Annotated in this window: 26 protein-coding genes; 19 read left to right on the forward strand and 7 right to left on the reverse strand. The window is 73.0% G+C overall.

Features of this window, described 5'->3' with window-relative positions:
• Nucleotides 1-193: 193 nt before the first annotated feature.
• Nucleotides 194-412 (reverse strand): hypothetical protein, encoded by a 219-nt coding sequence (locus ABH937_RS32035; RefSeq protein WP_280694159.1) that lies wholly within the window; start codon nucleotides 410-412, stop codon nucleotides 194-196.
• A gap of 20 nt (nucleotides 413-432) precedes the next feature.
• On the reverse strand, nucleotides 433-1,146 hold the full coding sequence (gene cofC, locus ABH937_RS32040; protein WP_370220247.1) for a 2-phospho-L-lactate guanylyltransferase: 714 nt from the start codon (nucleotides 1,144-1,146) through the stop codon (nucleotides 433-435).
• Nucleotides 1,147-1,380: 234 nt separating this feature from the next.
• Between cofC and ABH937_RS32045 the strand changes: the two genes are divergently transcribed.
• The 3 genes from ABH937_RS32045 to ABH937_RS32055 all read left to right on the forward strand — a co-directional run bounded on the left by ABH937_RS32045 (nucleotide 1,381) and on the right by ABH937_RS32055 (nucleotide 4,514).
• Nucleotides 1,381-2,268: a 1-acyl-sn-glycerol-3-phosphate acyltransferase gene (locus ABH937_RS32045; RefSeq protein ID WP_370220248.1), complete on the forward strand. Its 888-nt coding sequence runs from the start codon at nucleotides 1,381-1,383 to the stop codon at nucleotides 2,266-2,268.
• Nucleotides 2,265-3,263 carry an NAD(P)H-dependent glycerol-3-phosphate dehydrogenase gene (locus ABH937_RS32050; protein WP_280694156.1) on the forward strand — a complete coding sequence of 333 codons (999 nt, stop codon included), beginning with the start codon at nucleotides 2,265-2,267 and terminating at the stop codon, nucleotides 3,261-3,263. Before ABH937_RS32045 ends, ABH937_RS32050 begins: the two co-directional genes overlap by 4 nt.
• Nucleotides 3,264-3,371: 108 nt before the next feature.
• A complete protein-coding gene (locus ABH937_RS32055) occupies nucleotides 3,372-4,514 on the forward strand; it encodes a D-alanine--D-alanine ligase family protein (protein WP_280694155.1) in 1,143 nt (380 codons plus the stop codon).
• Between the two features lie 60 nt (nucleotides 4,515-4,574).
• Here ABH937_RS32055 and ABH937_RS32060 read toward each other — a convergent pair whose 3' ends face one another.
• Complete coding sequence (locus ABH937_RS32060) at nucleotides 4,575-4,808, reverse strand: Lrp/AsnC ligand binding domain-containing protein (protein WP_280694154.1); 234 nt, start codon at nucleotides 4,806-4,808, stop codon at nucleotides 4,575-4,577.
• 203 nt (nucleotides 4,809-5,011) lie between these two features.
• Between ABH937_RS32060 and ABH937_RS32065 the strand changes: the two genes are divergently transcribed.
• From ABH937_RS32065 to thiD, 3 genes are all read left to right on the forward strand, one after another.
• Entirely contained in the window at nucleotides 5,012-5,980 is a 969-nt protein-coding gene (locus tag ABH937_RS32065; RefSeq protein ID WP_280694153.1) for a thiamine-phosphate kinase, read from the forward strand.
• Between the two features lie 63 nt (nucleotides 5,981-6,043).
• The gene (locus tag ABH937_RS32070) at nucleotides 6,044-7,069 is read left to right on the forward strand and encodes an ATP-dependent 6-phosphofructokinase (protein ID WP_280694152.1); all 1,026 of its coding nucleotides are present in this window, start codon (nucleotides 6,044-6,046) and stop codon (nucleotides 7,067-7,069) included.
• Between the two features lie 23 nt (nucleotides 7,070-7,092).
• Complete coding sequence (gene thiD, locus ABH937_RS32075) at nucleotides 7,093-7,905, forward strand: bifunctional hydroxymethylpyrimidine kinase/phosphomethylpyrimidine kinase (RefSeq protein ID WP_280694151.1); 813 nt, start codon at nucleotides 7,093-7,095, stop codon at nucleotides 7,903-7,905.
• 144 nt (nucleotides 7,906-8,049) lie between these two features.
• Here the strand turns inward: thiD and rpmB are convergent, their stop codons facing one another.
• On the reverse strand, nucleotides 8,050-8,235 hold the full coding sequence (rpmB, locus tag ABH937_RS32080; protein WP_035846000.1) for a 50S ribosomal protein L28: 186 nt from the start codon (nucleotides 8,233-8,235) through the stop codon (nucleotides 8,050-8,052).
• A gap of 295 nt (nucleotides 8,236-8,530) precedes the next feature.
• Here rpmB and ABH937_RS32085 point away from each other — a divergent pair, with 295 nt between their 5' ends.
• The 10 genes from ABH937_RS32085 (at nucleotide 8,531) to mutM (ending at nucleotide 18,250) form a co-directional block, all read left to right on the forward strand.
• Nucleotides 8,531-10,180, forward strand: coding sequence for a DAK2 domain-containing protein (locus tag ABH937_RS32085; RefSeq protein ID WP_370220249.1), 1,650 nt, complete (start codon nucleotides 8,531-8,533; stop codon nucleotides 10,178-10,180).
• 39 nt (nucleotides 10,181-10,219) lie between these two features.
• Nucleotides 10,220-12,427, forward strand: a complete 2,208-nt coding sequence (gene recG / locus ABH937_RS32090) for an ATP-dependent DNA helicase RecG (protein WP_370220250.1) — start codon at nucleotides 10,220-10,222, stop codon at nucleotides 12,425-12,427.
• Nucleotides 12,428-12,567: 140 nt separating this feature from the next.
• The gene (locus tag ABH937_RS32095) at nucleotides 12,568-13,080 is read left to right on the forward strand and encodes a hypothetical protein (protein WP_280694148.1); all 513 of its coding nucleotides are present in this window, start codon (nucleotides 12,568-12,570) and stop codon (nucleotides 13,078-13,080) included.
• A gap of 115 nt (nucleotides 13,081-13,195) precedes the next feature.
• Nucleotides 13,196-13,759, forward strand: coding sequence for a 16S rRNA (guanine(966)-N(2))-methyltransferase RsmD (rsmD, locus tag ABH937_RS32100; RefSeq protein ID WP_280694147.1), 564 nt, complete (start codon nucleotides 13,196-13,198; stop codon nucleotides 13,757-13,759).
• A 49-nt stretch (nucleotides 13,760-13,808) separates the two neighbouring features.
• A complete protein-coding gene (gene coaD / locus ABH937_RS32105; protein WP_280694146.1) occupies nucleotides 13,809-14,297 on the forward strand; it encodes a pantetheine-phosphate adenylyltransferase in 489 nt (162 codons plus the stop codon).
• 81 nt (nucleotides 14,298-14,378) lie between these two features.
• Nucleotides 14,379-15,569, forward strand: coding sequence for a cell division initiation protein (locus ABH937_RS32110; RefSeq protein ID WP_348533714.1), 1,191 nt, complete (start codon nucleotides 14,379-14,381; stop codon nucleotides 15,567-15,569).
• A 178-nt stretch (nucleotides 15,570-15,747) separates the two neighbouring features.
• Entirely contained in the window at nucleotides 15,748-16,392 is a 645-nt protein-coding gene (locus tag ABH937_RS32115) for a DUF177 domain-containing protein (protein WP_370220251.1), read from the forward strand.
• 2 nt (nucleotides 16,393-16,394) lie between these two features.
• Entirely contained in the window at nucleotides 16,395-16,568 is a 174-nt protein-coding gene (rpmF, locus tag ABH937_RS32120; protein WP_030056747.1) for a 50S ribosomal protein L32, read from the forward strand.
• 20 nt (nucleotides 16,569-16,588) lie between these two features.
• Nucleotides 16,589-17,365, forward strand: coding sequence for a ribonuclease III (rnc, locus tag ABH937_RS32125; protein ID WP_280694143.1), 777 nt, complete (start codon nucleotides 16,589-16,591; stop codon nucleotides 17,363-17,365).
• Between the two features lie 24 nt (nucleotides 17,366-17,389).
• On the forward strand, nucleotides 17,390-18,250 hold the full coding sequence (gene mutM, locus ABH937_RS32130) for a bifunctional DNA-formamidopyrimidine glycosylase/DNA-(apurinic or apyrimidinic site) lyase (protein ID WP_280694142.1): 861 nt from the start codon (nucleotides 17,390-17,392) through the stop codon (nucleotides 18,248-18,250).
• Nucleotides 18,251-18,309: 59 nt separating this feature from the next.
• Here mutM and ABH937_RS32135 read toward each other — a convergent pair whose 3' ends face one another.
• The 3 genes from ABH937_RS32135 to ABH937_RS32145 all read right to left on the reverse strand — a co-directional run bounded on the left by ABH937_RS32135 (nucleotide 18,310) and on the right by ABH937_RS32145 (nucleotide 21,548).
• Nucleotides 18,310-19,236 (reverse strand): hypothetical protein, encoded by a 927-nt coding sequence (locus ABH937_RS32135; protein ID WP_280694141.1) that lies wholly within the window; start codon nucleotides 19,234-19,236, stop codon nucleotides 18,310-18,312.
• A 103-nt stretch (nucleotides 19,237-19,339) separates the two neighbouring features.
• The gene (locus ABH937_RS32140) at nucleotides 19,340-20,974 is read right to left on the reverse strand and encodes an LCP family protein (RefSeq protein ID WP_280694140.1); all 1,635 of its coding nucleotides are present in this window, start codon (nucleotides 20,972-20,974) and stop codon (nucleotides 19,340-19,342) included.
• The gene (locus tag ABH937_RS32145) at nucleotides 20,967-21,548 is read right to left on the reverse strand and encodes a DUF6542 domain-containing protein (protein ID WP_280694139.1); all 582 of its coding nucleotides are present in this window, start codon (nucleotides 21,546-21,548) and stop codon (nucleotides 20,967-20,969) included. Before ABH937_RS32145 ends, ABH937_RS32140 begins: the two co-directional genes overlap by 8 nt.
• Nucleotides 21,549-21,850: 302 nt before the next feature.
• On the opposite strand from ABH937_RS32145, the gene ABH937_RS32150 reads away from it, so the two are divergent.
• The 3 genes from ABH937_RS32150 (at nucleotide 21,851) to ABH937_RS32160 (ending at nucleotide 24,288) form a co-directional block, all read left to right on the forward strand.
• Entirely contained in the window at nucleotides 21,851-23,263 is a 1,413-nt protein-coding gene (locus ABH937_RS32150) for a hypothetical protein (protein ID WP_370220252.1), read from the forward strand.
• Nucleotides 23,264-23,348: 85 nt separating this feature from the next.
• Nucleotides 23,349-23,630: an acylphosphatase gene (locus tag ABH937_RS32155; protein WP_280694137.1), complete on the forward strand. Its 282-nt coding sequence runs from the start codon at nucleotides 23,349-23,351 to the stop codon at nucleotides 23,628-23,630.
• A 454-nt stretch (nucleotides 23,631-24,084) separates the two neighbouring features.
• Complete coding sequence (locus tag ABH937_RS32160) at nucleotides 24,085-24,288, forward strand: hypothetical protein (RefSeq protein WP_035846027.1); 204 nt, start codon at nucleotides 24,085-24,087, stop codon at nucleotides 24,286-24,288.
• The last annotated feature ends 32 nt before the right edge of the window (nucleotides 24,289-24,320 follow it).

The following is a 24,320-nucleotide window of genomic DNA, read 5'->3' on the forward strand; positions in this document are numbered from 1 at the left end:
CGCCCGCCGGCGCCCCCCCCCCCCCCCCCCCCCCCCCCCCCCCCCCCCCCCCCCCCCCCCCCCCCCCCCCCCCCCGCCCCCCCCCCCCCCCCCCCCCCCCCCCCCCCCCCCCCGCCGCCGCCCCCCGCCGCGGCTTTCGCTGTGACCGGGTCGGGCGGTTCGGCTGGTTGACGGTGCGTCAGTTCACCGGGCGTCAGTTCCCGGGATCGGGAAAGGTCTGGAGCGTCACGAAGACCACCCGGCGCTGCTCGCCGCTGCCCTCGGTGCGGATCCGCACCCGCTGCCCCGGACGCAGCAGGAGCAGCCCGCCGGCGTCGAACGCGGCCGCGTCGAAGGGCAGCGGCGTGCCGTCGTCGAGCAGCACGGAGCCGGCCCGGGTGTCGGGGTCGAAGGTGAACGCGGTGGCCTGCATGCCAGCAGCATAGAGCGGGCTCAGACCAAGGCTGCCGCCACCGCCCGGGTGTGCGGGCCGACCCCGAGCGCCAGCGCCTCGGCGAGGTCGGCGGCGGTGTCCACGTCCCGTCGCACCGAGGGCACGTCCGGCAGCGCGAGTTCGAGCGCACCGCCGGCCGCGTGCCGCTGCCGGGAGGCGCCGCCGAAGGCCGGGCGCAACGGCTGCCCGGCGGCGCAGGCCAGCAGCGTGGTGCCGATCCCCGGGGCGTCCGCCAGGAAGGCGCGCGCCCCGGCCGGCACCGCGCCCAGCACGCGGGCGAGTTCGGCCGGGCGCAGCGCCGGCAGGTCGGCCGACAGGACCGCCAGGGGCGCGTCGGGGCGCAGCCGCCGCGCGTGCGCCGCGCCGTGCGCCAGCGCGGGATTGAGCCCGTCGACGAGTTGCCCGTGCTGCCGGCTCTGTTCGTCAGCTTCGTCCGGCTCGTCGGTGACCAGCAGCGCGCCGAGCGCGGCCAGCCGGTCACCGGCCACCGGGTCGCGGGAGACCACCAGCACCTGGGCCACCGCCGGACAGCGCAGCGCGGCGGCCACGGTGTCCAGCGCGAAGGCGAGCGCCAGCTCGGGCCGGCGCGCCCCGGCGTACGGGCCGAGCCGGCTCTTGGCCCGCGCCAGCGACTTCACCGGCAGCACCAGGCTCCAGGCGGCCGACCGGCCCCGCGCGGCGGGGGCATGGGGGCGTACGGTGTGCTGGGTCATCCGCGACATTCTCGCGTCGGTCCGTCAGGCTCCGCCAGCGCGCCCCGGGCGGTGGCGTGCGATTGGTCACTCGGCGCCGACCCGCACCCGGCCCTGCTCGACATGGCCGTGCGGCCCGGCGAGGATGACCAGGGTCTCCCGGACCCGGCAGGTCGGGGAGGCCCGGATGCGATCATGCGATGGATTTCTGTCGCGGCACTCCACGGTGCCGCGCGACACGATGGAGGACCTGGGGTGGCCCGCCGCTCGTACGCCAGTTTCGGCAACGCGGACTACGGAGTCTGGTACCGCTTCGCGGCGGTCCTGGTGAAGCCGGTGACGACCGCACTGGTGAAGCCCGAGTGGCGCGGTTGGGAGCACTTCCCGAAGGAAGGGGGCTTCCTGACGGTGGTGAACCACAACTCGGTGATCGACCCCGTGGTCTACGCCCACTTCCAGTACAACAGCGGCCGGCCGCCGCGGATACTGGGCAAGTCCTCGCTCTTCAAGGTGCCGTTCATCGGATTCATGCTGCGCAAGACCGGCCAGATCCCGGTGTACCGCGACTCCACCGACGCCGCCCAGGCCTTCCGGGCCGCGATCTCGGCGATCGACAACGGCCAGGTGGTGCAGTTCTACCCGGAGGGCACGATCACCCGGGACCCGCAGTTGTGGCCGATGACCGGCAAGAGCGGCGCAGCCCGGGTGGCGCTGATGACCGGCGCGCCGGTGATCCCGGTGGCGCACTGGGGGGCGCACGAGATCGTCCCGCCGTACGGCAAGGGGCTGGGCGGGCGCCCGGCCAAGGTCAGCCTCTTCCCGCGGAAGAAGGTGGTGGTGGCGGCCGGCCCGCCGGTGGACCTGAGCCGTTACCAGGGCCGGGAGTTGACCAGCCAGGTGCTGCGCGAGGCGACCGAGGACATCATGGACGCGATCACCGCCGTGCTGGCCGAGATCCGCGATGAGCAGCCGCCGGCCGAGCGGTTCGACCTGCGCAAGTCGGCCCAAAGGAAATCGGCCCAGAAGAAGTCGGCCGAGCAGAAGTCGGCCGAGCAGAAGTCGGCCGAGCAGAAGGCGGCCCAGCGCACGGCGAGCGCCGCCGAGCGTGACACCGCCGAGCATGACGAGGAGGCAGGCCGATGACCCGCTGCGCCGTTTTCGGGACCGGCTCCTGGGGCACCCCGTTCGCGATGATCCTGGCCGACGCCGGCTGCGAGGTCGCGCTCTGGGGCCGCCGCAAGGAACTGGTCGACAGCATCGCGGCCACCCGCACCAACCCCGAGTACCTGCCCGGGCTGGTGCTGCCCGACGCCGTGCTCCCCACCACCGACCCGGCCGCCGCGCTGGCCGGCGCCGACTTCGCGGTGCTAGCGGTGCCCTCCCAGACGCTGCGCGAGAACCTGGCCGCCTGGAAGCCGCTGATCGGCCCGCAGACCGTGCTGGTGAGCCTGATGAAGGGCATCGAGCTCGGCACCACCAAGCGGATGACCGAGGTGATCCGCGAGGTGGCCGGGGTGGGCCCGGAGCGGGTCGCGGTGGTCAGCGGGCCCAATCTGGCCCCCGAGATCGCCAAGCGGCAGCCCGCCGCCAGCGTGGTCGCCTGCGCGGACGAGGAGGTCGCCAAGCGCTTCCAGCAGGCCTGCCACACGCCGTACTTCCGCCCGTACACCAACACCGACGTGATCGGCTGCGAGCTGGGCGGCGCGGTGAAGAACGTGATCGGCCTGGCGGTCGGGATGGCCGACGGGATGGGCCTGGGCGACAACACCAAGGCCACCCTGATGACCCGTGGCCTGGCCGAGATCACCCGGCTCGGCGAGCGGCTCGGTGCCGACCCGCACACCTTCGCGGGCCTGGCGGGGATGGGCGACCTGGTGGCCACCTGCTCCTCGCCGCTCTCCCGCAACCACACCTTCGGGTTCAACCTGGGCAAGGGCATGACCCTGGAGCAGGTGATCGCGGCCACCAAGCAGACCGCCGAAGGCGTCAAGTCCTGCGAGTCGGTGCTGGATCTGGCCCGGCGCAACGGCGTCGACATGCCGATCGTCGCGGCGGTGGTGGACGTGGTGCACAACGGGCGGCCCACCCAGGAGGTGCTGAAGGACCTGATGGGCCGATCCGCCAAGCGCGAACGATGACCGGCCCAGTGGTGACCGTCGTGGTGCGGATCGGCGGCGCGGCGCTCGCCTGGAACCGGCGGCGATGATCTGGAACCGAATGGTCCGCACGGTAGTCTCACCTTCGATATGAGCATCGAATCGACCTCCCCGAACCAGGCGGCGAAGCCGCGAGTCGCGATCGTCTTCGGCGGTCGCTCCTCCGAGCACGGCGTCTCGGTGGTCACCGCCGCCAGCGTGCTGCGGGCGATCGACCGGACCAAGTACGACGTGCTGCCGGTCGGCATCACCCAGCAGGGCCGCTGGGCGCTGGTCGCCGACGAACCGGCCCGGATGGCGATCAGCGACGGGCGGATGCCCGATGTCGACCAGGTCGCCGAGTCCACCGAGGGCCAGCTGGCGCTGCCGGCCAGCCCGGTCTCCCGGGAGGTGGTCTGGAACGAGCCCGGCGCCGCACCCAAGCTGCTCGGCGAGGTCGATGTGGTGCTCCCGCTGCTGCACGGCCCGTGGGGTGAGGACGGCACGCTGCAGGGCCTGTTGGAGCTCTCCGGCGTGCCCTACGTCGGCTCCGGTGTGCTGGCCAGCTCGGTCGGCATGGACAAGGAGTACACCAAGCGGGTGCTGGAGTCCTTCGGGCTCGGCGTCGGCCCGTACACCGTGATCCGGCCGCGCGACTGGGAGAGCGAGGCCGGTCGCGCCGCCGCCCGGGAGCGGGTCGCGGCGCTGGGCCTGCCGGTCTTCGTCAAGCCCTGCCGGGCCGGTTCCAGCATCGGCATCACCAAGGTGAAGGACGTGGCCGCACTCGACGCCGCGATCGAGGAGGCCCGCCGGCACGACCCGAAGGTGATCGTCGAGGCGATGCTGGAGGGCCGCGAGCTGGAGTGCGCGGTCCTGGAGTTCGAGGACGGCCCGCGGGCCAGCCTGCCGGCCGAGGTGCTGGTCGGCGAGGGCTACGAGTTCTACGACTTCGAGGCCAAGTACATCGACTCCTCCGACGTGCAGATCCCGGCCCGGCTCACCGAGCAGGAGACCGCCGAGATCCGCCGCCAGGCGGTCGAGGCCTTCGACGCCCTCGCCTGCGAGGGCCTGGCCCGGGTGGACTTCTTCCTGCTCACCGACGGCCGCTGGGTGGTCAACGAGATCAACACGCTGCCCGGCTTCACCCCGATCTCGGCCTACCCCAAGATGTGGGAGGCCACCGGCGTGCCCTACGCCGAGTTGATCGACCGGCTGCTGCAGGCCGCGCTGCGCCGCTCCACCGGGCTGCGCTGACAGCTGGGCGGGCGCGCCGCGGCGCCGCACCCGAGGACCGGGTGCGGCGCCGCGGCGTTGCTACAGATGGACCACCGGACAGGTCAACGTCCGGGTGATGCCCTCGACCTGCTGGATCTGCGCCACCACCAGCCGGCCCAGGTCGTCGACCGTGCCGGCCTCGGCCCGCACGATCACGTCGTAAGGGCCGGTCACGTCCTCGGCTTGGAGGACTCCTTCGATCTTGGTGATGGCCTGGGCCACGACAGTGGCCTTGCCCACTTCGGTCTGGATCAGGATGTATGCCTGTACCACGGAGGACCTCCCGGCGGCTCGGGGTGGCGGAGCGGGGACAAGGGGCGCGGCCCGCGCGGGGTCGGGTGGGGGCGGGCACGCCGCAGAGACTGGATCACCACGCTACCGCGCACCGGGCCCGCGAGGGGAGACCTCCGGCGGGCGTTACGCTTCGCGCGGGGCGCGCATCGCGTGTCCGGGAGCTGACGCGGAGAGGACGGCACATGCAGGGGACCGTGGGCGAGCTCGGCGAGTTCGGTCTCATCAGGGAGCTCACCGCCCGGCTGCCGCTCACCCCGGCGGTGGAACTCGGCCCGGGTGACGACGCGGCCGTGGTGCGGGCCCCGGACCGGCGGGTGGTGGCCACCACCGACGTGCTGATCGAGGGCCGGCACTTCCGCCGCGACTGGTCCACCGCCTACGACGTGGGCCGCAAGTCCGCCGCGCAGAACCTCGCCGACATCGCCGCGATGGGCGCGGTGCCCACCGCGATACTGCTCGGCCTGGTGGTGCCCGCCGACCTGCCGACCACCTGGGCGACCGAACTGATGGACGGTCTGCGCGACGAGTGCCAGGTGGCCGGGGCCGGAGTGGTCGGCGGCGACGTGGTGCGCGGCGACACCATCACGCTGGCCATCACCGCGCTGGGCGACCTGCAGGGCCGCGAGCCGGTGAAGCGCTCCGGCGCGCAGCCGGGCGACGTGGTCGCGGTGACCGGCTGGCTGGGCTGGTCGGCGGCCGGGCTGACGGTGCTCTCCCGCGGTTTCCGCTCGCCGCGCGCCTTCGTCGAGGCGCACCGGCGGCCCGAGCCGCCCTACCACGCGGGCCCGGCGGCGGCCGAGCTGGGCGCCACCGCGATGATCGACGTCAGCGACGGGCTGGTCGCCGACCTCGGCCACGTCGCCGCCGCCAGCGCGATGGACATCGACCTGCACGCCGCCGACTTCGACGTCCCCGCGCAGATGGCCGACATCGGGCAGGCGGTCGGGGTGGACCCGCTGGTCTGGGTGCTCTCCGGCGGCGAGGACCACGCGATCGCGGCGACCTTCCCGGCCGGCGTCCAACTGCCGGCCCGCTGGCGGGTGGTCGGCGAGGTCAGCGGGGCCGCCAAGCCGGGACGCACCGGCCGGGTCACGGTGGACGGCGCGCCCTGGGACCGGACGGCCGGCTGGGACCACTTCGCCGCCGACTGAGGCAGCCGAACGAGTGAGTGTTGGACACCCGGCGGGGTATCGGCCAGCGCGTAGGCTTCCCCCATGCGCATCGGTGTCCTGACCAGTGGTGGCGACTGTCCCGGGCTCAACGCGGTGATCCGCTCGGTGGTGCACCGAGGGTTGGACGTGCACGGCGACGAGATCGTGGGCATCGAGGACGGGTTCCTCGGACTGATCGAGGGCCGCGCCCGGGTGATCGGCCATGACGACGTGACCGGCCTGCTCACCCTGGGCGGCACCGTCCTCGGCTCGGCCCGGGTGCGCCGGGAACGGATCGAGTGGGCCGTCGAGAACGCCCGGACGCTCGCCGGCAACCTCGGGATCGACGCGCTGATCGCGATCGGCGGCGAGGGCACGCTGACCGCCGCCAAGATGTTCAGCGACGCCGGCCTGCCGATGGTCGGGGTGCCCAAGACGATCGACAACGACATCGACGCCACCGACGTCACCTTCGGCTTCGACACCGCCGTGCACGTCGCGACCGAGGCGATCGACCGGCTGAAGACCACCGCCGAGTCGCACCAGCGGGTCCTGGTGGTGGAGCTGATGGGCCGTCACACCGGCTGGATCACCCTCACCGCCGGGATGGCGGGCGGCGCGCACGGCATCCTGATCCCGGAGAAGCCCTTCGACATCGAGGCGGTCGCCCGGATGATCGAGGAGCGCTTCTCCCGCGGCAAGAAGTTCGCCATCATCGCGGTGGCCGAGGGCGCCGAGCCGATGCCCGGCACGCTCCGATTCGACCACGGCGGGGTCGACCAGTTCGGCCACCGGACCTTCGGCGGGATCGGCACCCGGCTGGCCCACGAGCTGGAGGACCTGCTCGGCAAGGAGGCCCGCCCGGTGATCCTCGGCCACACCCAGCGCGGCGGCACCCCCACCGCCCGTGACCGGGTGCTGGCCACCCGGTTCGGCTGGCACGCCGTGGAGGCCGTCCACAAGGGCGCCTTCGGACACTTCACCGCACTGCGCGGCACCGAGATCCAGCTGATCCCGGTGGCCGAGGCGGTCACCCGGCTGAAGACCGTGCCGCCGGACCGCTGGGTGGAGTCCGAAGCCGTGCTCTGAGGCGCGCCCGGTAGGTTGGGCCCATGCCCGTTGACGTTCCCACGCCGGCCCCCCCGCGCGTCCTGACCATCGCCGGCTCCGACTCCGGCGGCGGCGCCGGCATCCAGGCCGATCTGAAGACCATGCTGGCCCTCGGTACGCACGGGATGAGCGTGATCACCGCCGTCACCGCGCAGAACTCGCTCGGCGTCCAGGGCTACTGGGAGCTGCCGGCCGAGGCCGTCCGCGCGCAGTTCCGCAGCGTGCTGGACGACATCGGGGTGCAGGCCGTGAAGACCGGCATGCTGGCCTCGATCGAGCTGGTGGAGACCGTCGCCGACCTGCTCTCGGGCGTCCGGGCGCCGATCGTGGTGGACCCGGTCGGGGTCTCCAAGCACGGCGACGCGCTGCTCGCCGCCGAGGCGGTCGCCACGCTGCGCGAGCGGCTGCTGCCGCTGGCCACGCTGGCCACGCCGAACCTGCACGAGGTGGCCCAGCTGACCGGGATCACCGTGCTGGAACAGGGCGAGATGCGCCCGGCCGCCGACGCGCTGCTGGCGCTCGGCCCGCGCTGGGTGCTGGTCAAGGGCGGCCACCTGGCCGGTGAGGCAGCGGACCTGCTGGCCGGACGGGACGGCGAGGAGTACTGGTTCCGCGCGCCCCGCTATGACAACCGGCACACCCACGGCACCGGCTGCACGCTGGCCAGCGCGATCGCCGCGGAGCTGGCCAAGGGCCGGGAGCTGCCGGCGGCGGTGGGCGCGGCCAAGGAGTACGTCACCGGCGCGATCCGGGCCGGCTTCCCGCTGGGTGCGGGGATCGGACCGGTCGACCACGGCTGGCGACTGCGCGGCTGAGCAACGCTGTTTTGAGCAACGCTGTGGGGCCCGGCCGCCCGGCCGGGCCCCACAGCGTTGCTCAAAACAGGCTGGTAACAGCAATAAGCCGACCCATCCGAGGATGGATCGGCCTACCGGAGGACCGGCGCGCCGGTCTGCGCGTCAGCGCGAGACCTTACCGGCCTTGATGCACGAGGTGCAGACGTTGAGCCGCTTCGGCGTACGCCCGATCACAGCGCGCACCGTCTGAATGTTGGGGTTCCAACGACGACGGGTACGGCGGTGCGAGTGGGAGATGTTGTTGCCGAAGCCCGGCCCCTTGCCGCAGACGTCGCAGTTGGCAGCCACAGGAGTCACTCCAAGACTTCAGATCAGTTACGTTCGAAAAACCCCGGCTGATCCACCCTGGCCACTCACGTGGTTCGGATCGGTTCAAGGGGGAGCCCGGGTTGTTCCAGGCAACCGGAGCAGCATACATCGAGTGCTCCCGCTCCAAGAAACTACCATGTCCGATCGCTTGATCGCTCCGTCGTGCCCGTCCTTGATCGCTCGGCGGCCAGGGCCGCGGCCGCCCCGATAACCTGCCAGAAGCCCATCCCGCGGCAACATCGCGTTGCCGTCGCGTTCATCTGGAGGAGACCCGGTGCTGGAGACGCTCGACGCCCCCGCCGTCCGCACCTGGTGCCGCCTCGCGCTGTCGGCCCTCGGCCAGGCCCGCGAGGAGATCGACGCGCTCAACGTCTACCCGGTGCCGGACGGGGACACCGGGACCAACCTCTACCTGACGGTGGAGGCCGCCACCGCCGCCGTCGAGCAGTGCTTCGAGAGCGCGGCCGCCCCCGACCTGGAGACCGCCGTCAAGGCGATGGCCAAGGGCGCGCTGCTCGGCGCCCGGGGCAACTCCGGGGTGATCCTGGCCGAGCTGCTGCGCGGGACGGCCGAGATCCTGGCCGAGCGGGGCGGCGGCCCGCGCGCGCTGTGCCAGGCACTGGCCCGGGGCGCGGACGCGGCCTACCAGGCGGTGGCGGAGCCGGTCGAGGGCACCTTGCTGACGGTGGCCAGGAGCGCCGCCGAGGGGGCGGGGCAGGCCGCCGACCAGCTGGCCGAGGTGGCCGCCGCGGCCCACCGGGCGGCGCGCGCCGCCCTGCTGCGCACCCCCGCGCAGCTGCCGGTGCTCGCCCAGGCGGGCGTGGTGGACGCCGGCGGGCGCGGTCTAGTGGCCGTGCTCGGTGCGCTGGCCGACGCGGTGGCCGGTCGCGAGCCGATGGGCCCGGTCGCGCTCGGCGAGGACCTGCCGGTCGTGGCCTCGGCCCACTTCGGGAACGCCTGCGCGAGCGAGCCCGAGCGCCTGCCCGGGCATCCCGCCTTCGAGGTGATCTACCTGCTGGACGCCCCGGACGAGGCGCTGCCCGCGCTGCGCGCCGACCTCGGCGCGCTCGGCGACTCGCTGGTGGTCGGCGGCGGCGACGGGCTGTGGAACGTGCACGTGCATGTGGACGACGCGGGCGCGGCGGTGGAGGCCGGACTCGCGGCCGGTCGCCCGCACCGGATCCGGATCACCCACTTCGCCGAGGCCGCCGCGCGGGCCGGCGCCCGCGCCGGGGCCGGGACCGGCCTGGCCGGCGAGCGGAGCGACCGCGCGGTGCTCAGCGTGGTCACCGGAGCGGGTCTGGCCGAGCTGTGCCGGGCGGCCGGCGCGGCCGTGCTGGCCGCCGACCCGGACGCGCCGCCGTCCAGCGCCGAACTCGCCGAGGCGGTCCGCCGGTGCGCCGCGAGCGAGGTGATCGTGCTGCTCAACGACCCCGAGCTGCGGGCCGGCGCGGGCGCGGCCGCCGACCAGTTGCGCGAGGAGGGCGTGCGGATCGCCGTGCTGCCCACCCGTTCCCCGGTGCAGGGCCTGGCCGCGCTCGCGGTGCACGAGGTGGCCCACCGCTTCGACGAGGACGTGGTCGCCATGACCTCGGCGGCCGGTGCCACCCGGTACGCCGAACTGGCCGTCGCCGAGGGCGAGTCCTGGACCATGGCCGGGGTCTGCCAGGCCGGTGACGTGCTCGGCCTGATCGACGGCGATGTCGCGGTGATCGGCTCGGGGATCGCCCGCACCGGCGCCGAGGTGCTCTCCCGGATGCTCGCGGCCGGCGGGGAACTGGTCACCCTGGTGATCGGCGAGGGCGCCCCCCACGATCTGGCCGACCGCCTGGTGGCGCACGCCCGGCGGCAGCGTCCGGAGGTCGACACGGTGGTCTACCCGGGCGGCCAGCAGAGCGCGCCGCTGCTCATCGGGGTCGAGTAGCGCCCGCGTTGTCCGCCGCGTGGTGTTCCATAGGGGGCGATGGCTGCTCTCGACGAACCCCTGACGAAGCTGGTCGGCGACCGCACCGCGAAGGTGCTCGCCGACAGCCTCAAGCTGCGCACGGTCGGTGACCTGCTGCACCACTATCCGCGCCGCTACGCCGAGCGCGGTCAGCTGACCAGCCTGGACGAGCTGGAGATCGACGAGCACGTCACCGTGCTGGCCCGGATCGAGAAGGTCACCCTGATCCCGTTCCGCGGCCGCAAGGGCGACCGCCTGGAGGTGGTGGTCACCGACGGGCGCGGGCGGCTCTCGCTGGTCTTCTTCAACCAGGGCTGGCGGCAGAAGGAGCTCAAGCCCGGCCTGCAGGGCCTGTTCGCCGGCAAGGTCGGCGTCTTCAACCGCACCCGCCAACTGGCCTCGCCCGACTACCAGTTGATCGACGAGGACACCGACTCGGGCACCGCCGCGCAGTTCGCGGGCCGGATGATCCCGGTCTACCCGGCCAGCGCCCAGATGCCCAGCTGGAAGCTCTCACTGGCGATCGAGATGGCGCTCACCACCCACCTCGGCGCGGTCGGCGAGCCGCTGCCCGAGACGCTGCGCGCCGAGCGCGGGCTGCTGCCGCTGCCCGAGGCACTCGAACTGATCCACCGCCCGCGCAACCAGGCCGAGCTGGAGCGGGCCCGTGACCGGCTGCGCTGGGACGAGGCCTTCGTGCTCCAGGTCGCCCTCGCCCAGCGCCGGGCCGCCGCGCACGCGTTGCCCGCCGTGCCGCGCCCGGCCCGCCCGGGCGGGCTGCTGGACGCCTTCGACGCCAAGCTGCCGTTCACCCTGACGGACGGTCAGCAGGCGGTCGGCGCCGAGATCTTCGCCGACCTGGCGAGCGAGCACCCGATGCACCGGCTGTTGCAGGGCGAAGTCGGCTCCGGCAAGACGCTGGTGGCGCTGCGCGCGATGCTCGCCGTGGTGGACGCCGGTGGGCAGGCCGTGCTGCTCGCGCCGACCGAGGTGCTGGCCCAGCAGCACCACCGCTCGATCGTCGAGATGATGGGGGAGTTGGCCGAGGGCGGGATGCTCGGCGGTTCGGAGCTCGGCACCAAGGTGGTGCTGCTCACCGGCTCGATGGGCGTGCCGGCCCGCCGGCAGGTGCTCAGCGACATGCAGTGCGGGGACGCCGGGATCGCGATCGGCACCCACGCGCTGATCGAGGACAAGGTGAAGTTCTGGGACCTCGGCCTGGTGGTGGTGGACGAGCAGCACCGGTTCGGCGTCGAGCAGCGCGACGCGCTGCGGGCCAAGGGCGGGCAGCCGCCGCACCTGCTGGTGATGACGGCCACCCCGATCCCGCGCACGGTCGCCATGACGGTCTTCGGCGATCTGGAGACCTCGGTCCTCGACCAGTTGCCGGCCGGCCGCTCGCCGATCTCCAGCCATGTGGTGCCCGCGGTGGAGAAGCCCAACTTCCTGGCCCGCGCCTGGGAGCGGATCAACGAGGAGGTGGCCAAGGGCCACCAGGCCTACGTGGTCTGCCCGCGGATCGGCGACGAGCCGCCGGAGAAGCCGGCGAAGAAGAAGCGCAAGGCCGAGGGCGACGACCCCGAGGACCTGGGGGCCGCCGGTGACGAGCGGCGCCCGCCGCTGAGCGTGGTGGAGACCGCCGAGATGCTCGCCAAGGGCCCGCTGGCCGGGCTGCGGGTGGAGATCCTGCACGGCCGGCTGGCGCCGGAGGCCAAGGACGACGTGATGAAGCGCTTCTCGGCCGGGCAACTCGACGTACTGGTCGCCACCACGGTGATCGAGGTCGGCGTCAACGTCCCCAACGCGACCGCCATGGTGATCATGGACGCGGACCGGTTCGGCGTCTCCCAGCTGCACCAGCTGCGCGGCCGGGTCGGGCGTGGCAGCGCACCCGGACTCTGCCTGCTGGTCAGCGAGATGCCGGCCGGCAGCGCGGCCCGGGCCCGGCTGGAAGCGGTGGCCGGCACCCTGGACGGCTTCGCGCTCTCCAAGATCGACCTGGAGCAGCGCCGCGAGGGCGACGTGCTCGGCCAGGCCCAGTCCGGCGTGAAGTCCTCGCTCAAGGTGCTCTCGGTCCTGGAGGACGAGGAGGTCATCGCCGAGGCCAGGACCGAGGCGGCCGCGCTGGTCGCCGCCGACCCGGAGCTGACCGACCATCAGGACCTGCGGGCGGCGCTGGACGGCCTGCTCGACGAGGACCGCGCGGCCTACCTCGACAAGGGCTGAACGGCCCACCTCGGCAAGGGCTGAACGGCTTTCGGGCGCACACCCACGACCCGCCGATTGTCAGTGCCGCGCGCGACAATGGAGCTGTTCAGGACGGAGCCTCAAGCTTCGTTCCTGGCACGACATTTGGGGGTCCTGCCATGGCATTCCGTCATCTCAACGAGCTCCCGCTGGGCGACAAGGTCTTCCGGGTCGAACTCGCCAGCGACGACGACCGAGAGGTCACCCTCACCCTGACCGGCTGGCGCGAGGGGGCCGCCGCCGCCCCGCTGGCCGCCGGCAAGCTCCGCCTCCCGGTGGAGGACGTCGCCAGCCTGCGGATCGCGCTGAACCGCGCGCTGCGCGCGCTGGCGATCGTCGCCGACGTCTCCGAGCCCATCCCCGACCGCGACGTGCTGCGCGAGCTCTACCCCGGACACGGCGCCCCCTGGGTGCCGCAGCACGAGGAGGAGCTGGTCCGGCGCTTCCACGAGAACGAGACCATCGCCCGGATAGCCGCCCGGTTCGGTCGCACGCCCGACTCGGTCCGCAGCAAGCTGCGCGAGCTGGGCCACGACCCGCGCCGCCCCGAGCACTGCCCGCCCGACGGCTGCCTCTCCTGGTCCCGCTACGCCTCGCCCGGCCTGCTCGGCGCCGCCGCCCCGCAGGAGTAGCCCACCCGTCCGCCTCCGGGCCCGCCGCCGCGTCGCGTGCGGCGGGCCCGGAGGCCTCTCTGGCAGGCCGGTCCATATAGCGTGGCCACTGAAAGCAGAGAGGGAACCAGCACTCATGACCCGCGTCATCGCCGGGGCGGCCGGCGGCCGCCGACTGGCCGTACCGCCCGGCCGGGGCACCCGACCGACCTCCGACAAGGCCCGCGAGGCGATGTTCTCCACCCTGGCGGCGCTGCGCGGCACCCTCGCCGGGGCCCGGCTGCTCGACCTGTTCGCGGGTTCCGGCGCGGTCGGCCTGGAGGCGCTCTCCCGGGGTGCGGCCCAGGTCCTGCTGGTGGAGGCGGACGCCGCCGCGGCCCGGGTGATCCGGGCCAACGTCAAGACGGTGGCGCTGCCGGGCGCCGAGGTGCGGGCCGATCGGGCCGAGCGGGTGGTGGCCGGGGCCGCTCCCGGCGAGCCGTACGACCTGGTCTTCCTGGACCCGCCCTACGCGGTGACCGATGCCGAACTGCGCGAGATGCTGATCACACTCCGAGCTGGGGGCTGGCTCACGGACGACGCACTCGTCACCGTGGAACGCAGCACCCGGGGCGGCGAATTCGCCTGGCCCGGGGGATTCGAAGCGCTGCGCTCCCGCCGCTACGGCGAGGGCACGCTCTGGTACGGGCAGGCCGTCTGACCACGGCCGCACCGGCCGGGGACCACTACCGAGAGGGAAGTACACCGCAATGCGCCGCGCCGTCTGTCCGGGTTCGTTCGACCCGATCACCAACGGGCACCTCGACATCATCGAGCGGGCCTCCCAGCTCTACGACGTGGTCCACGTCGCGGTGCTGATCAACAAGAACAAGCAGGGCCTGTTCACCGTCGAGGAGCGGATCGCGCTGATCGAGGAGACCTGCGAGCGGTACGGCAATGTCGTGGTCGAGTCGCACCACGGGCTGCTGGTGGACTTCTGCCGGGACCGGAACATCCCGGCCATCGTCAAGGGCCTGCGCGCGGTCAGCGACTTCGACTACGAGCTGCAGATGGCCCAGATGAACCGCGGCCTGACCGGCGTCGAGACGCTCTTCGTGCCCACCTCCCCGACCTACAGCTTCCTCTCCTCGACCCTGGTCAAGGAGGTCGCCTCCTACGGGGGCGACGTCTCGCACCTGATCCCGCCGCTGGTGCACCGCCGCCTGGTGGAGCGGATCGCCGAACGGGCCGCCCAGTAGGGAGAAGAGGGCCGCGGATTCTGACGTACAGTCTGTAGTCCCGCCCCGCGGTACTCACGGAAAGACAGAAGCCCCGTGGACGTGCAGAACAGAGTCGACGAGATCATCGCCGTGGTCGAGAACGCCCGCGCGATGCCCATGTCGGCCTCCTGTGTGGTGAACCGGGCCGAGCTGGTGACGCTGCTGCAGGGGCTGCGTGAGGAGCTGCCCGCCGAACTCGCCCAGGCCCAGTCGGTGATGGCCGACCACGAGCAGATGGTGGCCGACGCCCGCGGCGAGGCCGAGCGGATCATCCAGGGGGCGCACAGCGAGCGGGGCTCGCTGATCTCCGACACCGAGGTGGTCCGCCGGGCGCAGGCCCAGGCGGACCGGATCCTCGCGGAGGCGCGCGAGGAGGTCGCCGTCAAGCGCCAGGAGGCCGACGACTACGTCGACAGCAAGCTGGCCAACTTCGAGGTGGTGCTGACCAAGACGCTCGGCGCCGTCGGCCGGGGCCGCGACAAGCTGCGCGGCGAGGGCGCCTACGAGGTCGAGGACGGCGAGGAGTTCCAGCCCGCCATCAGCCCCAGCCCCGAGGTCGACGAGTACGTGGACGCGAAGCTCGCCACCCTCCAGGCGGTGCTCGGCGGCACCCTGGAGGCGGTCGGCCGGGGCCGCGACAAGCTGATCGGCAAGGCCCCCATCGACGAGCTCGGCGCCTACCTGGCCGCCGCCGACCAGGCCCAGCAGCAGAAGGACCGGGCCGAGGCGGTGGCCGCCGGCTTCGCCGCCGAGGGCGACGAGGAGCAGCCCTGGTACCGGGAGGACGTCCCGGCGCAGCAGAGCTGGCCGCAGGAGCCCGCGCTCGCCGCGCCGGGCGCGCAGGCCGGCTGGCAGGCCGCCCCGGGCGAGGGCGCCGGCTTCCAGCAGCAGGCACCGGCCTACCCGCCCCAGGAGTACGCCGAGCCGAACGCCGTCCAGTACGCCGCCGCGCAGCAGGCCGGCTACCAGGACGCCTACGGTGGCGGCTACGACCCGGCGGCCGGCCAGGGCGACCCGTACGCGGGCCAGTACTACCAGCAGGGCCAGCAGCAGGGCGACCCGTACGCGACCGGCTACTACCAGGAGCAGCCGGCCGGCTACCCGGCCCAGCCCGCCTACGACCCCGGGTACTACCAGCAGGCGCCGGCCCAGCCCGTCCAGGCGGTCCAGCCCGCTTCGCTGGACGAGACCAGCTTCTTCGACACCAGCATGATCGACATGACCAGGCTGCGGGAGCTCGGCGGCCGCTGAGCGCGGGGCCGGGGAGCGAAAGTTGGGCCTGGGCGAACCGTCGGGTACGCTGACCACTCCGGCTCTCTGCCGCCGGATTGTTCGGCTGCCCGCGTAACCGCAGGGCGGGCCGGACCCCACAAGCAACAGACCACTCGCGCCGCGCAGAGATGCGCCCGCCGCCAGGAAGCCAGGAACCGTGAACCGCCTCGACCACCGCGACCCGCTCGTGTTCGACACGCATGAGCTCGGCCGCCGCGCCGGCTCGATGCGTACGGTGGAGCGCACCTTCAAGGCCCCCGAGGGCCTGGGGATCGCGGACGTGATCGGTGTTCCGACCGGCAGCGAGATCACCCTGGAGCTGCGCCTGGAGTCGGTGGTCGAGGGAGTGCTCGTCTCGGGCACCGCCGAGGCCCATGTGACGGGTGAGTGCGGGCGCTGCCTGGAGCCGGTCGAGGACGACCTCGATGTGGACTTCCAGGAGCTGTACTACTACCCGGAGACCGACGAGCGCGGTCGGACCAGGAAGTCCTCCGAGGACGAGCAGTCCGACGAGGACGAGGAAGAGACTTACCGGCTGGAGGGCGACTTCTTCGACCTCGAACCGGTGCTGCGTGACGCGGTGGTGCTCGCACTGCCGTTGCAGCCGGTGTGCCAGGAAGACTGCCTGGGCCTGTGCTCCGAGTGCGGAGCGCGGCTCAGCGACGACCCGGACCACCACCATGACGCCGCCGACCCCCGGTGGGCGGCTCTGCAGGGACTCTCCGCCGCCCCCGGCGACGAGGGTGACGAGAACAAGGACAGCGACACCCGTGAGGGTCTCGCCGAGAACCAGGAGAAGTAGCCGTGGCTGTTCCGAAGCGGAAGATGTCGCGCAGCAACACGCGCCACCGCCGTTCCAACTGGAAGGCCGTCGTCCCGGCCCTCGTGGCGTGCGACCGCTGCCACGAGCCGAAGCTGGGTCACATCGCGTGCCCGAGCTGCGGCACGTACAACCGTCGCCAGGTCCTCTCGGTCTGATCGGCGGGGTGCATCGATCGATGTCGGACGGTAACTCAACCCGTAAGTCCTCGGCCAGCAACGGGCTGAAGGGCGGCGGGCCGGCCTCGACCGCATACGACGTCCTGGAAGGGCGCCTCGGGTTCGAACTCGAGCGCGCCCTTCTGGTGCGTGCCCTGACGCACCGGTCGTTCGCCTACGAGAACGGCGGCCTGCCCACCAACGAGCGCCTGGAGTTCCTGGGCGACTCGGTACTGGGCCTGGTGGTGACCGACACCCTCTACCGCATCCACCCGGATGTGCCGGAGGGCACGCTCGCCAAGCTGCGGGCCGCGGTGGTCAACTCCCGTGCGCTCGCCGAGGTGGGACGCGGTCTGGAGCTCGGCACCTTCATCCGGCTCGGCAAGGGCGAGGAGGGCACCGGCGGTCGCGACAAGTCCTCGATCCTCGCGGACACCGTCGAGGCCGTGATCGGCGCCATCTACCTCGACCAGGGCCTGGAGTCGGCGACCGACTTCGTGCACCGGCTCTTCGACCCGCTGATCGCGGAGTCCTCCCAGCTGGGCGCCGGTCTCGACTGGAAGACCAGCCTGCAGGAGCTCACCGCCTCGGTGGGCATCGGCGTGCCCGAGTACGTGGTCGAGGAGTCCGGCCCGGACCACGAGAAGACCTTCAACGCGGCCGCCCGGGTGGCCGGCGAGGCCTTCGGCAGCGGGACCGGACGCTCGAAGAAGGAAGCCGAGCAGAAGGCCGCCGAGAGCGCGTGGCGGGCGATCAAGGCCAAGTACGGCGACGGCCCGACCAGTCCGGCCGCCTGAGAGCGTTCGAGAGAGGCGTCGGCCGTGCCCGAACTCCCCGAGGTCGAGGTGGTCAGGCGCGGTCTGGCCCGCTGGGTCAGCGGCCGCACCGTCGCCGCGGCCGAGGTGCTGCACCCGCGTGCGGTGCGCCGCCAGGCCGCCGGCGGCGCCGACTTCGCCGCCCGGCTCGGCGGCGTCACGCTGGGCGAGGCCCGGCGGCGCGGCAAGTACCTCTGGCTGCCGTTCGCGGACGGCACCTTCGGGCTGCTCGGCCACCTCGGGATGAGCGGGCAACTGCTGGTGCAGGACCCGGCCACCCCGGACGAGACCCATCTGCGGGTCCGGCTGCGGTTCACCGACGGCGGGCGCGAGCTGCGCTTCGTCGACCAGCGCACCTTCGGCCACCTCGCGGTCGAGGAACTGGACGCCGACGGGCTGCCCCACTCGCTCGCGCACATCGCCCGGGACCCGCTCGACCCGCGCTTCGACGACGCCGGCTTCCTCACCGCGCTGCGCGCCAAGCGCACCACGGTCAAGCGCGCGCTGCTCGACCAGAGCCTGATCAGCGGGGTCGGCAACATCTACGCGGACGAGGCGCTCTGGCGCTCCAAGCTGCACTACGACCGCCCCACCGACACCCTCACCCGCCCGCTGGGGCAACTGCTGTTGGCCAACGCCCGCGAGGTGATGACGGCCGCGCTGGCCGTCGGCGGCACCAGCTTCGACAGCCTCTACGTCAACGTGAACGGTGAGAGCGGCTACTTCTCCCGCTCGCTGGACGCCTACGGTCGAGAGGGCGAGCCCTGCTACCGCTGCGGCACCCCGATCCGGCGGGCCGCCTGGATGAACCGCTCCAGCTACTTCTGCCCGCGCTGCCAGCGGGTGCCGCGCCAGCGCGCCGCCTGAGCACTGGCCGCCTGACCACTGACCGCGGGCCGGCGGGCCACCGGCCGACGGGCGCCGGCTCAGTGCGCGGCGGTCTGGTGCTCGCGCGCCTCCAGTTGGATGGCGCCCTCGCCCTCCCCGTAGTGGGCCACCGCCACCGCGCCGGCCACCGCGAGCACGAACCCGAGCAGGCCGAGCCAGCCCAGTCCGGCCCGGGTCGCGTCGCCCAGCCAGACCACCCCGACGATGCCGGGGACCACCGTCTCGCCGACCACCAGGGCGGCGGTGGCGCCGTTCACCGAGCCGATCTGCAGCGCGACCGTGTGCAGGTACATCCCGCCCAGGCCGCCGACCAGGATCGCGTACAGCGCCGGGTCGCTGACCAGTTGGCCGAGGTCGAAGGGGTTCACGCCGTTCAGGATCCGCACCCCGATGCCGAGCGCGCCGAAGCCGAGGCCGGAGAGCAGCCCGGCCACGATCGCCCCGTTGGTGCCGAGCCGGCGCACCAGCAGCGCGCCGCCGCCGATCACCGCGATCGCGATCAGCAGCAGCCACCAGTGGGTGGCCAGCGGCACCGTGCCGGTGCCCTCGTGCCCGGCGGCCAGCGCGAGCATCACCAGTGCGCCGCAGACCACCCCGATCGCGGTCCACTCCGGGCGCTTGAGCCGGATGCCGAGCAGCTTGATGCTGCACAGCGCGGTGATCACCAGGTTGGCGCTGATCACCGTCTGGGAGAGGAAGAGCGGCAGCAACCGGGCGGAGAGCGCGCCCAGCAGGAAGCCGACGAAGTCGAGCACCGTGCCGAGGATGAACTCCCAGGTGACCACGGCCTTGGCGGTGGAACTCAGGCTGGGCCCGCCGTGCTCGGTGACCTGGGTCTTCGCGGCACCCGCCGACTCGGCCCGGCCCTCCTCACGGGCCGAGCGGCGCGAGCCGACCGCTTGCAGCACCGAGCCGACGCCGTAGCAGGTGGAGGCCGCGACGGCGGTCACCAGGCCGATGATCACTGAAACTCCGATCGAGGCGCGCGGTGCGCGAAGGGCGGGATGGGTCCCACTATGCCCTGCGGGACAGGGCCCGGCGAAACCCTGTCCCGTCCCGTGGACCTGGTCAGTCGACGCAGGGGATGCCGCCCATCCTCACCGCGGGCCCCTGCATCGGCAGACCGGCCGCCGGGTCGCCGGCACCGGGGGTGGCGGCGGCGGTCGGCGCGGCGGCGGCCGGGGCGGAGCCGTTGGCCGTCCCGGCGGGTGGGGTGAAGGTGCTGCCCAGGGTCAGCTGGACGTGCCCGGCCTTGACGGCGGGATTCGCGGTCGCCGTCACGCCGTAGCGGGCCGCCACCTGGTCGGCCGCGTCCTTCGCACCGGGGCCGTAGGCCACCGTGGTCCGGCTCTGCCGGGCGCCCTGGGCGGTGCGGCCGGTGGTGAACCCGAGTGCGGTCAGCGCCTTGGCCTCGGTGTCGGCGGCGTGCGGGACGGTGGAGGTGTTGGTCACGTCGACGGTGCCGCTCGCCTTGGCGCCCTGGTCGGCGGCCGGGCTCGGGGCGGTGGGCGCGTCCGGGCTCGGCGCCGGGGCCTGGCTCGCACTGTCCACGGTGTTGCCGGCCGGCAACGGGTCGCGTCCGATCAGCTGCTGGACGATCCGCTTGATCTGCACCGGGTCGACCTTGTTGACGTCCTGCCCGTTGATCGTCGCGAAGCCGGCGATCGGCAGCGTGTTGGCTTCGACGTGGCCGCCCGAGAGGTTGGGCGCCTGCTGCGCGAAGTCCAGCACGTTCCACCGGTCGTCGGTCACCACGTCCTTCTTGACCACGTCGAGCAGCTGCTGCATCTTGCCGAGGTCGCCGACCACGCCCTGGTCCTTGAGCTTCTTCACCACCGAGGCGATGAAGGCCTGCTGGCGGTGGGTGCGGTCGAAGTCGCCGCCGGCCAGGTTGTGGCGCTGGCGGACGAAGGAGAGCGCCTGCGAGGCGTTGAGCGTGTTGAGCCCGGCGTGGAAGTCGGCACCGGAACCCTGGCCCGCCATCGCGGGGTCCTTGGTGGCGTTGTTGAGGCAGACCGTGATCGGCTGCACCGCCTTGGCGATGTCGTAGAAGCCGACCAGGTTTACCTCGGCGAAGTGGTCGATCGGCACGCCGAGGAAGCTCTGCACGGTGGCCAGCGTCGCCTTGCGCCCGGCCTCCCGGCTCTGCCGCTCCAGCTCGGCCTTGTTCAGGCCCTTGCTCGCCAGCTTGGCCTCGGCGGCCGCCTTGGCGATGCCGTAGGCCTCCTTGATCTTGTGCATCCTGCCGTCCGCGCCCACGGTCTGGACGTAGTCGTCGCGCGGGATGGAGAGCGCCGTGACCTGCCCGCCGTTGGCCGGGATGTGCATCAGCATCAGGGTGTTGGTGTTGTAGCCGCCGACCTCGCTGCTGGAGCCGGCGTGCAGCTCGTCCTGGACGAACTCGCCCGGCAGGTCGTTGCCGTTCATGTCCTTGCGGCTGTCCAGGCCGATCAGCAGCAGGTTCACCGAGTTGTCCAGGTGCGGCGGGGCGCCGTTCCTGATCTCGTCCAGCGCGCTGGAGGTGGTCATGTCGCTGGACAGCGCGTGGACCGCGTACCAGGTGAAGCCGCAGGTGCCGAGCACCGCGAGCGAGGTGACGCAGGCCACCATGCGTCCGGCGACCAGCAGCGGCGAGCGTCGTCCGGGCCTGGGCCTGCCGGGCTTGGCGGCGGCGCGGCGGGCGGGGCTGGGCCGGTCAGCCACGGCGGCTCCTCTTCTGCCGCTCCGGACGCTGCCGGTGCTCCAGGACGACCCGCAGCACGATCACCAGCAGCGCGGCGCCGAGCGCGTAGGCCATCACCGGGAAGCCGTGCACGGCCCACTTGGCGGCGCCGGTGGCCAGTGCCTTGGTGTTGGCGTACTGCGCCCGGTTGGCCAGCAGTTCGGCGCCGGCCGTGCAGCCGAGCACCACCGGGGCGACTGCGGTGAGCACCCACCACCAGCCGGCCCGGGTGGCCAGCCAGCCGGCGGCGGCGGTGCCGAGCACGGTCAGCACCGTGAAGACCCCGCCGGGCGCGGAGCCGAGCAACTCGTCGGTGAACGCGCCGATCACGGGCAGGCCGAGCGCCGCCAGCACGGTGGCGCCCGGATTGGGGCGGCGGGTCCGGGTGCCGGCCCGGGACCGGGCGGCTCGCCGCGCCGGGGCCTGGCCCTGGTCGGGCAGCGGCGTGTCCGCGCCGCGCCGCGGGGCCGGCAGCTGTGCGCCGCGTGCTCGGCCCCGGGGCCGCAGCTGGTCCGGTGCCTCGCTCGTGGGCGTGCTCGCCCGTTGGCCTGCCATGTCCCCTACCTCGTCCGGTCGGCCGGTGTCGCCGGCGGTCGAGCCGGCGACCGCCGGCGTGTGACAGTTGCGCAATCTAGCAAGCGTTGGGACGACTTCGGATCGCTCGACGGTTCCTCGACTCCCGCTACGTAACGCTTGCGTAAGAGAATAAGTTTTGATCTGACTTTGGATCCTACTTGGTTGACATGGTAACCATCATGGGGTCGCTGGCAGTTGACGGCTCGCAGGCGGGTCGGCCGGACGGCGCCGGCCGACCCGCTCCCGACTGGTCCGATGAGCGGACCGGTAGCGTCTGGTCCATGAGAATCGTTCTTCACCGCTCCCGGGCGGCCGGGCAGGGTGCGGTCCTGGCGATGTTGCTCGGACTGCTTCTGTTGCTCGCCCCCGGCGCCGCCGTCGCCGCGGGCGGGCTCGACGACGCGTCCGCGGCACTCAAGCAGGGCAAGGTCTACGTCGATCCGGCGATGACCGGCCAGTTCTCCCAGGCCCAGGCCGACGCCCTGACCAAGAAGATCAAGGACGTCGACAAGCCGATCCTGGTCGCGGTGCTGCCGGCCACCAGCCAGTACCCGGCCAGCACCGTCATCGCCGATCTGCGCACCAAGGCCGGCATCACCGGCGTCTACGCGGTCTGGCGCGGCGACCAGTTCGCCGTCCGCACCGATGGCGCCGCGATGAGCGAGCTGACCGCTCGCAACTACGCCCAGGCCGCGTTCGACTCCCACCACGGAGATATCAACGCGACGTTGACCGATTTCGTCACCAACGCCGCGCCGAAGGTGCGAGGTCACGCGCCCGGCGCGGGCGGCTCCGGGTTCAGCGCCGCGCTGATCGTGGTCCCGCTGGTGCTGCTCGCGCTGGTCGGCGGCGGCGCCTTCCTGCTGGTCTGCCGGGCCCGCAAGCGCCGGGCCGAGCAGCTGGCGGCCGAACTGCGCGCGCTGCGCACCGTGGTCGACGAGGACATCACCGCCTTCGGTGAGGAGTTGGAGCGCTTGGACTTCACGCCGGGCGCCCCCGGCGCGGACGACACGCAGCGCGCCGACTACGAGCACGCGCTGGACGCCTACGAGCGGGCCAAGCGCACCATGGACGAGGCCAAGCGCCCGGCGGACGTCAAGGCGGTCACCGAGGCGCTGGAGGACGGCCGGTTCTCGCTGGCCACGCTGGCCGCCCGGCGGGCCGGCCGCCCGCTGCCGGAGCGCCGTCCGCCGTGCTTCTTCGACCCGCGCCACGGCCCCTCGGTCCAGGACGCGCAGTGGGCGCCGATGGGCGGCGCGGCCCGCTCGGTGCCGGTCTGCGCGGCCGACGCGCAGCGCCTGGCCACCGGCCTGGACCCGGCGATCCGCACCGTGCAGACCGCTCAGGGCCCGCAGCCGTACTGGAACGCCGGCCCGGCCTACGGGCCCTGGGCGGGCGGCTACTTCGACAGCTACGGCTCGGGCCTGCTGCCCGGCCTGCTGGTCGGCACCATGCTCGGCTCGGTCTTCTCCGGTGGCGGCTGGGCCGACGGCGGCTACGACGGTGGCTACGGTGCCGGGTTCGACGGCGGCTTCCCGGGCGGCGGCGAGCAGTACCAGGGCGGCGACGTCTCCGGTGGCGACTTCAACCCGGCGGACTTCGGCGGCTTCGGCAGCGGGGACTTCGGCGGTGGCGGCGACTTCGGTGGCGGCGACTTCGGCGGCGGTGGCGATTTCGGCGGCGGCGACTGGTAGGCCGCTCCCACCGCGCCGCAGGCCGGGCCCGCTCCGCACGGAGCGGGCCCGGCCTGCTGAGGCGGTCACGCCCTAAGGTCGGAGGATGCACGACGAAGACGTACGGGCCACCATCTGGGTGCGCGGCACCGTCCAGCAGGTCGGCTTCCGCTGGTGGACCAGGGCCCGCGCGCTGGAGATCGGACTGACCGGCTACGCCGGCAACCTCGGCGACGGCCGGGTCCAGGTGGTCGCCGAGGGCCCGCACGCCGGCTGCGAGCAGTTGCTCGCGCTGCTCCGCGGCCCGGGCACCCCGGGACGGGTGACCGGCGTCACCGAGATCTGGAGCGCCACCGGCGAGGGCTACGACGGCTTCGCGATCCGCTGAGCGCGCCCGCGGGAGAACCGCGGGCGCCGCGGCAGCGGCGGCAGCGGCGGCAGCGGTGCCCGAGAGATCAGGGCAGGTCCGCTGCCCGATGGTGGGCCGCTGGAGCGGTGGTTGCCATCGCCGTCCACTCGTGGTTAACTCCGCATCGTGCAGTGATCCACCGGACGTTCGGTGGTGTCATCCGCTACCCGTGGCGTGAGTCGACCGCCATGCAGGTGACAGCGGCGCCGTAGCACGCGGTGATCGTGTTGACCCGTACGGTCTTTGGTGAGACGCTGGAAGCCCGCGCACGCGACCGTGATTTCGGGCAGGGCCATGCCCTGTGGCCGTACATCCACAGTGCCTGACCAGGCTGGCAAGCCGGCTGCCCGGCATTCGCGAGCGCGCGCGTCAATCCCTTCCCCTCGACCTGTACCGTACCGGTTCGGTCACTCAGCGTGGAGGACCATACATCATGGCAAAGGCGCTTCTCGGGTACGTCGGCGGTCCCGACCCGCGAATGCTGTCCGAGATGCGGCGGCTTCAGCAGCGCGTCCAGGACCTGGAAGCCGAACTTGTTCGGATGCAGGCCGAGAACGACGCACTGGTGGCTGTCGCTGACGAGCACTCCCTGCTCGACAGTATCGGCCTCGGACAGCGGGAGCCCGCACTCACCTGAAGCACAATCCAGGTCGACCGGTCCCGTACCGG

It is taken from the genome of Kitasatospora sp. GAS1066B (assembly GCF_041262605.1).
Taxonomy (GTDB): Bacteria; Actinomycetota; Actinomycetes; order Streptomycetales; family Streptomycetaceae; genus Kitasatospora.

Bases quoted from the DNA above. Each gene is read 5' to 3' on its own strand.
- cofC (WP_370220247.1), bottom strand. From the start codon at position 1,146: ATGACCCAGCACACCGTACGCCCCCATGCCCCCGCCGCGCGGGGCCGG.
- ABH937_RS32145 (WP_280694139.1), bottom strand. From the start codon at position 21,548: ATGGCAGGCCAACGGGCGAGCACGCCCACGAGCGAGGCACCGGACCAG.
- rnc (WP_280694143.1), top strand. From the start codon at position 16,589: ATGTCGGACGGTAACTCAACCCGTAAGTCCTCGGCCAGCAACGGGCTG.
- thiD (WP_280694151.1), top strand. From the start codon at position 7,093: ATGCCCGTTGACGTTCCCACGCCGGCCCCCCCGCGCGTCCTGACCATC.
- ABH937_RS32070 (WP_280694152.1), top strand. From the start codon at position 6,044: ATGCGCATCGGTGTCCTGACCAGTGGTGGCGACTGTCCCGGGCTCAAC.
- ABH937_RS32095 (WP_280694148.1), top strand. From the start codon at position 12,568: ATGGCATTCCGTCATCTCAACGAGCTCCCGCTGGGCGACAAGGTCTTC.
- coaD (WP_280694146.1), top strand. From the start codon at position 13,809: ATGCGCCGCGCCGTCTGTCCGGGTTCGTTCGACCCGATCACCAACGGG.
- ABH937_RS32160 (WP_035846027.1), top strand. From the start codon at position 24,085: ATGGCAAAGGCGCTTCTCGGGTACGTCGGCGGTCCCGACCCGCGAATG.
- ABH937_RS32065 (WP_280694153.1), top strand. From the start codon at position 5,012: ATGCAGGGGACCGTGGGCGAGCTCGGCGAGTTCGGTCTCATCAGGGAG.
- recG (WP_370220250.1), top strand. From the start codon at position 10,220: ATGGCTGCTCTCGACGAACCCCTGACGAAGCTGGTCGGCGACCGCACC.
- rsmD (WP_280694147.1), top strand. From the start codon at position 13,196: ATGACCCGCGTCATCGCCGGGGCGGCCGGCGGCCGCCGACTGGCCGTA.
- ABH937_RS32155 (WP_280694137.1), top strand. From the start codon at position 23,349: ATGCACGACGAAGACGTACGGGCCACCATCTGGGTGCGCGGCACCGTC.
- ABH937_RS32150 (WP_370220252.1), top strand. From the start codon at position 21,851: ATGAGAATCGTTCTTCACCGCTCCCGGGCGGCCGGGCAGGGTGCGGTC.
- ABH937_RS32050 (WP_280694156.1), top strand. From the start codon at position 2,265: ATGACCCGCTGCGCCGTTTTCGGGACCGGCTCCTGGGGCACCCCGTTC.
- ABH937_RS32055 (WP_280694155.1), top strand. From the start codon at position 3,372: ATGAGCATCGAATCGACCTCCCCGAACCAGGCGGCGAAGCCGCGAGTC.
- ABH937_RS32035 (WP_280694159.1), bottom strand. From the start codon at position 412: ATGCAGGCCACCGCGTTCACCTTCGACCCCGACACCCGGGCCGGCTCC.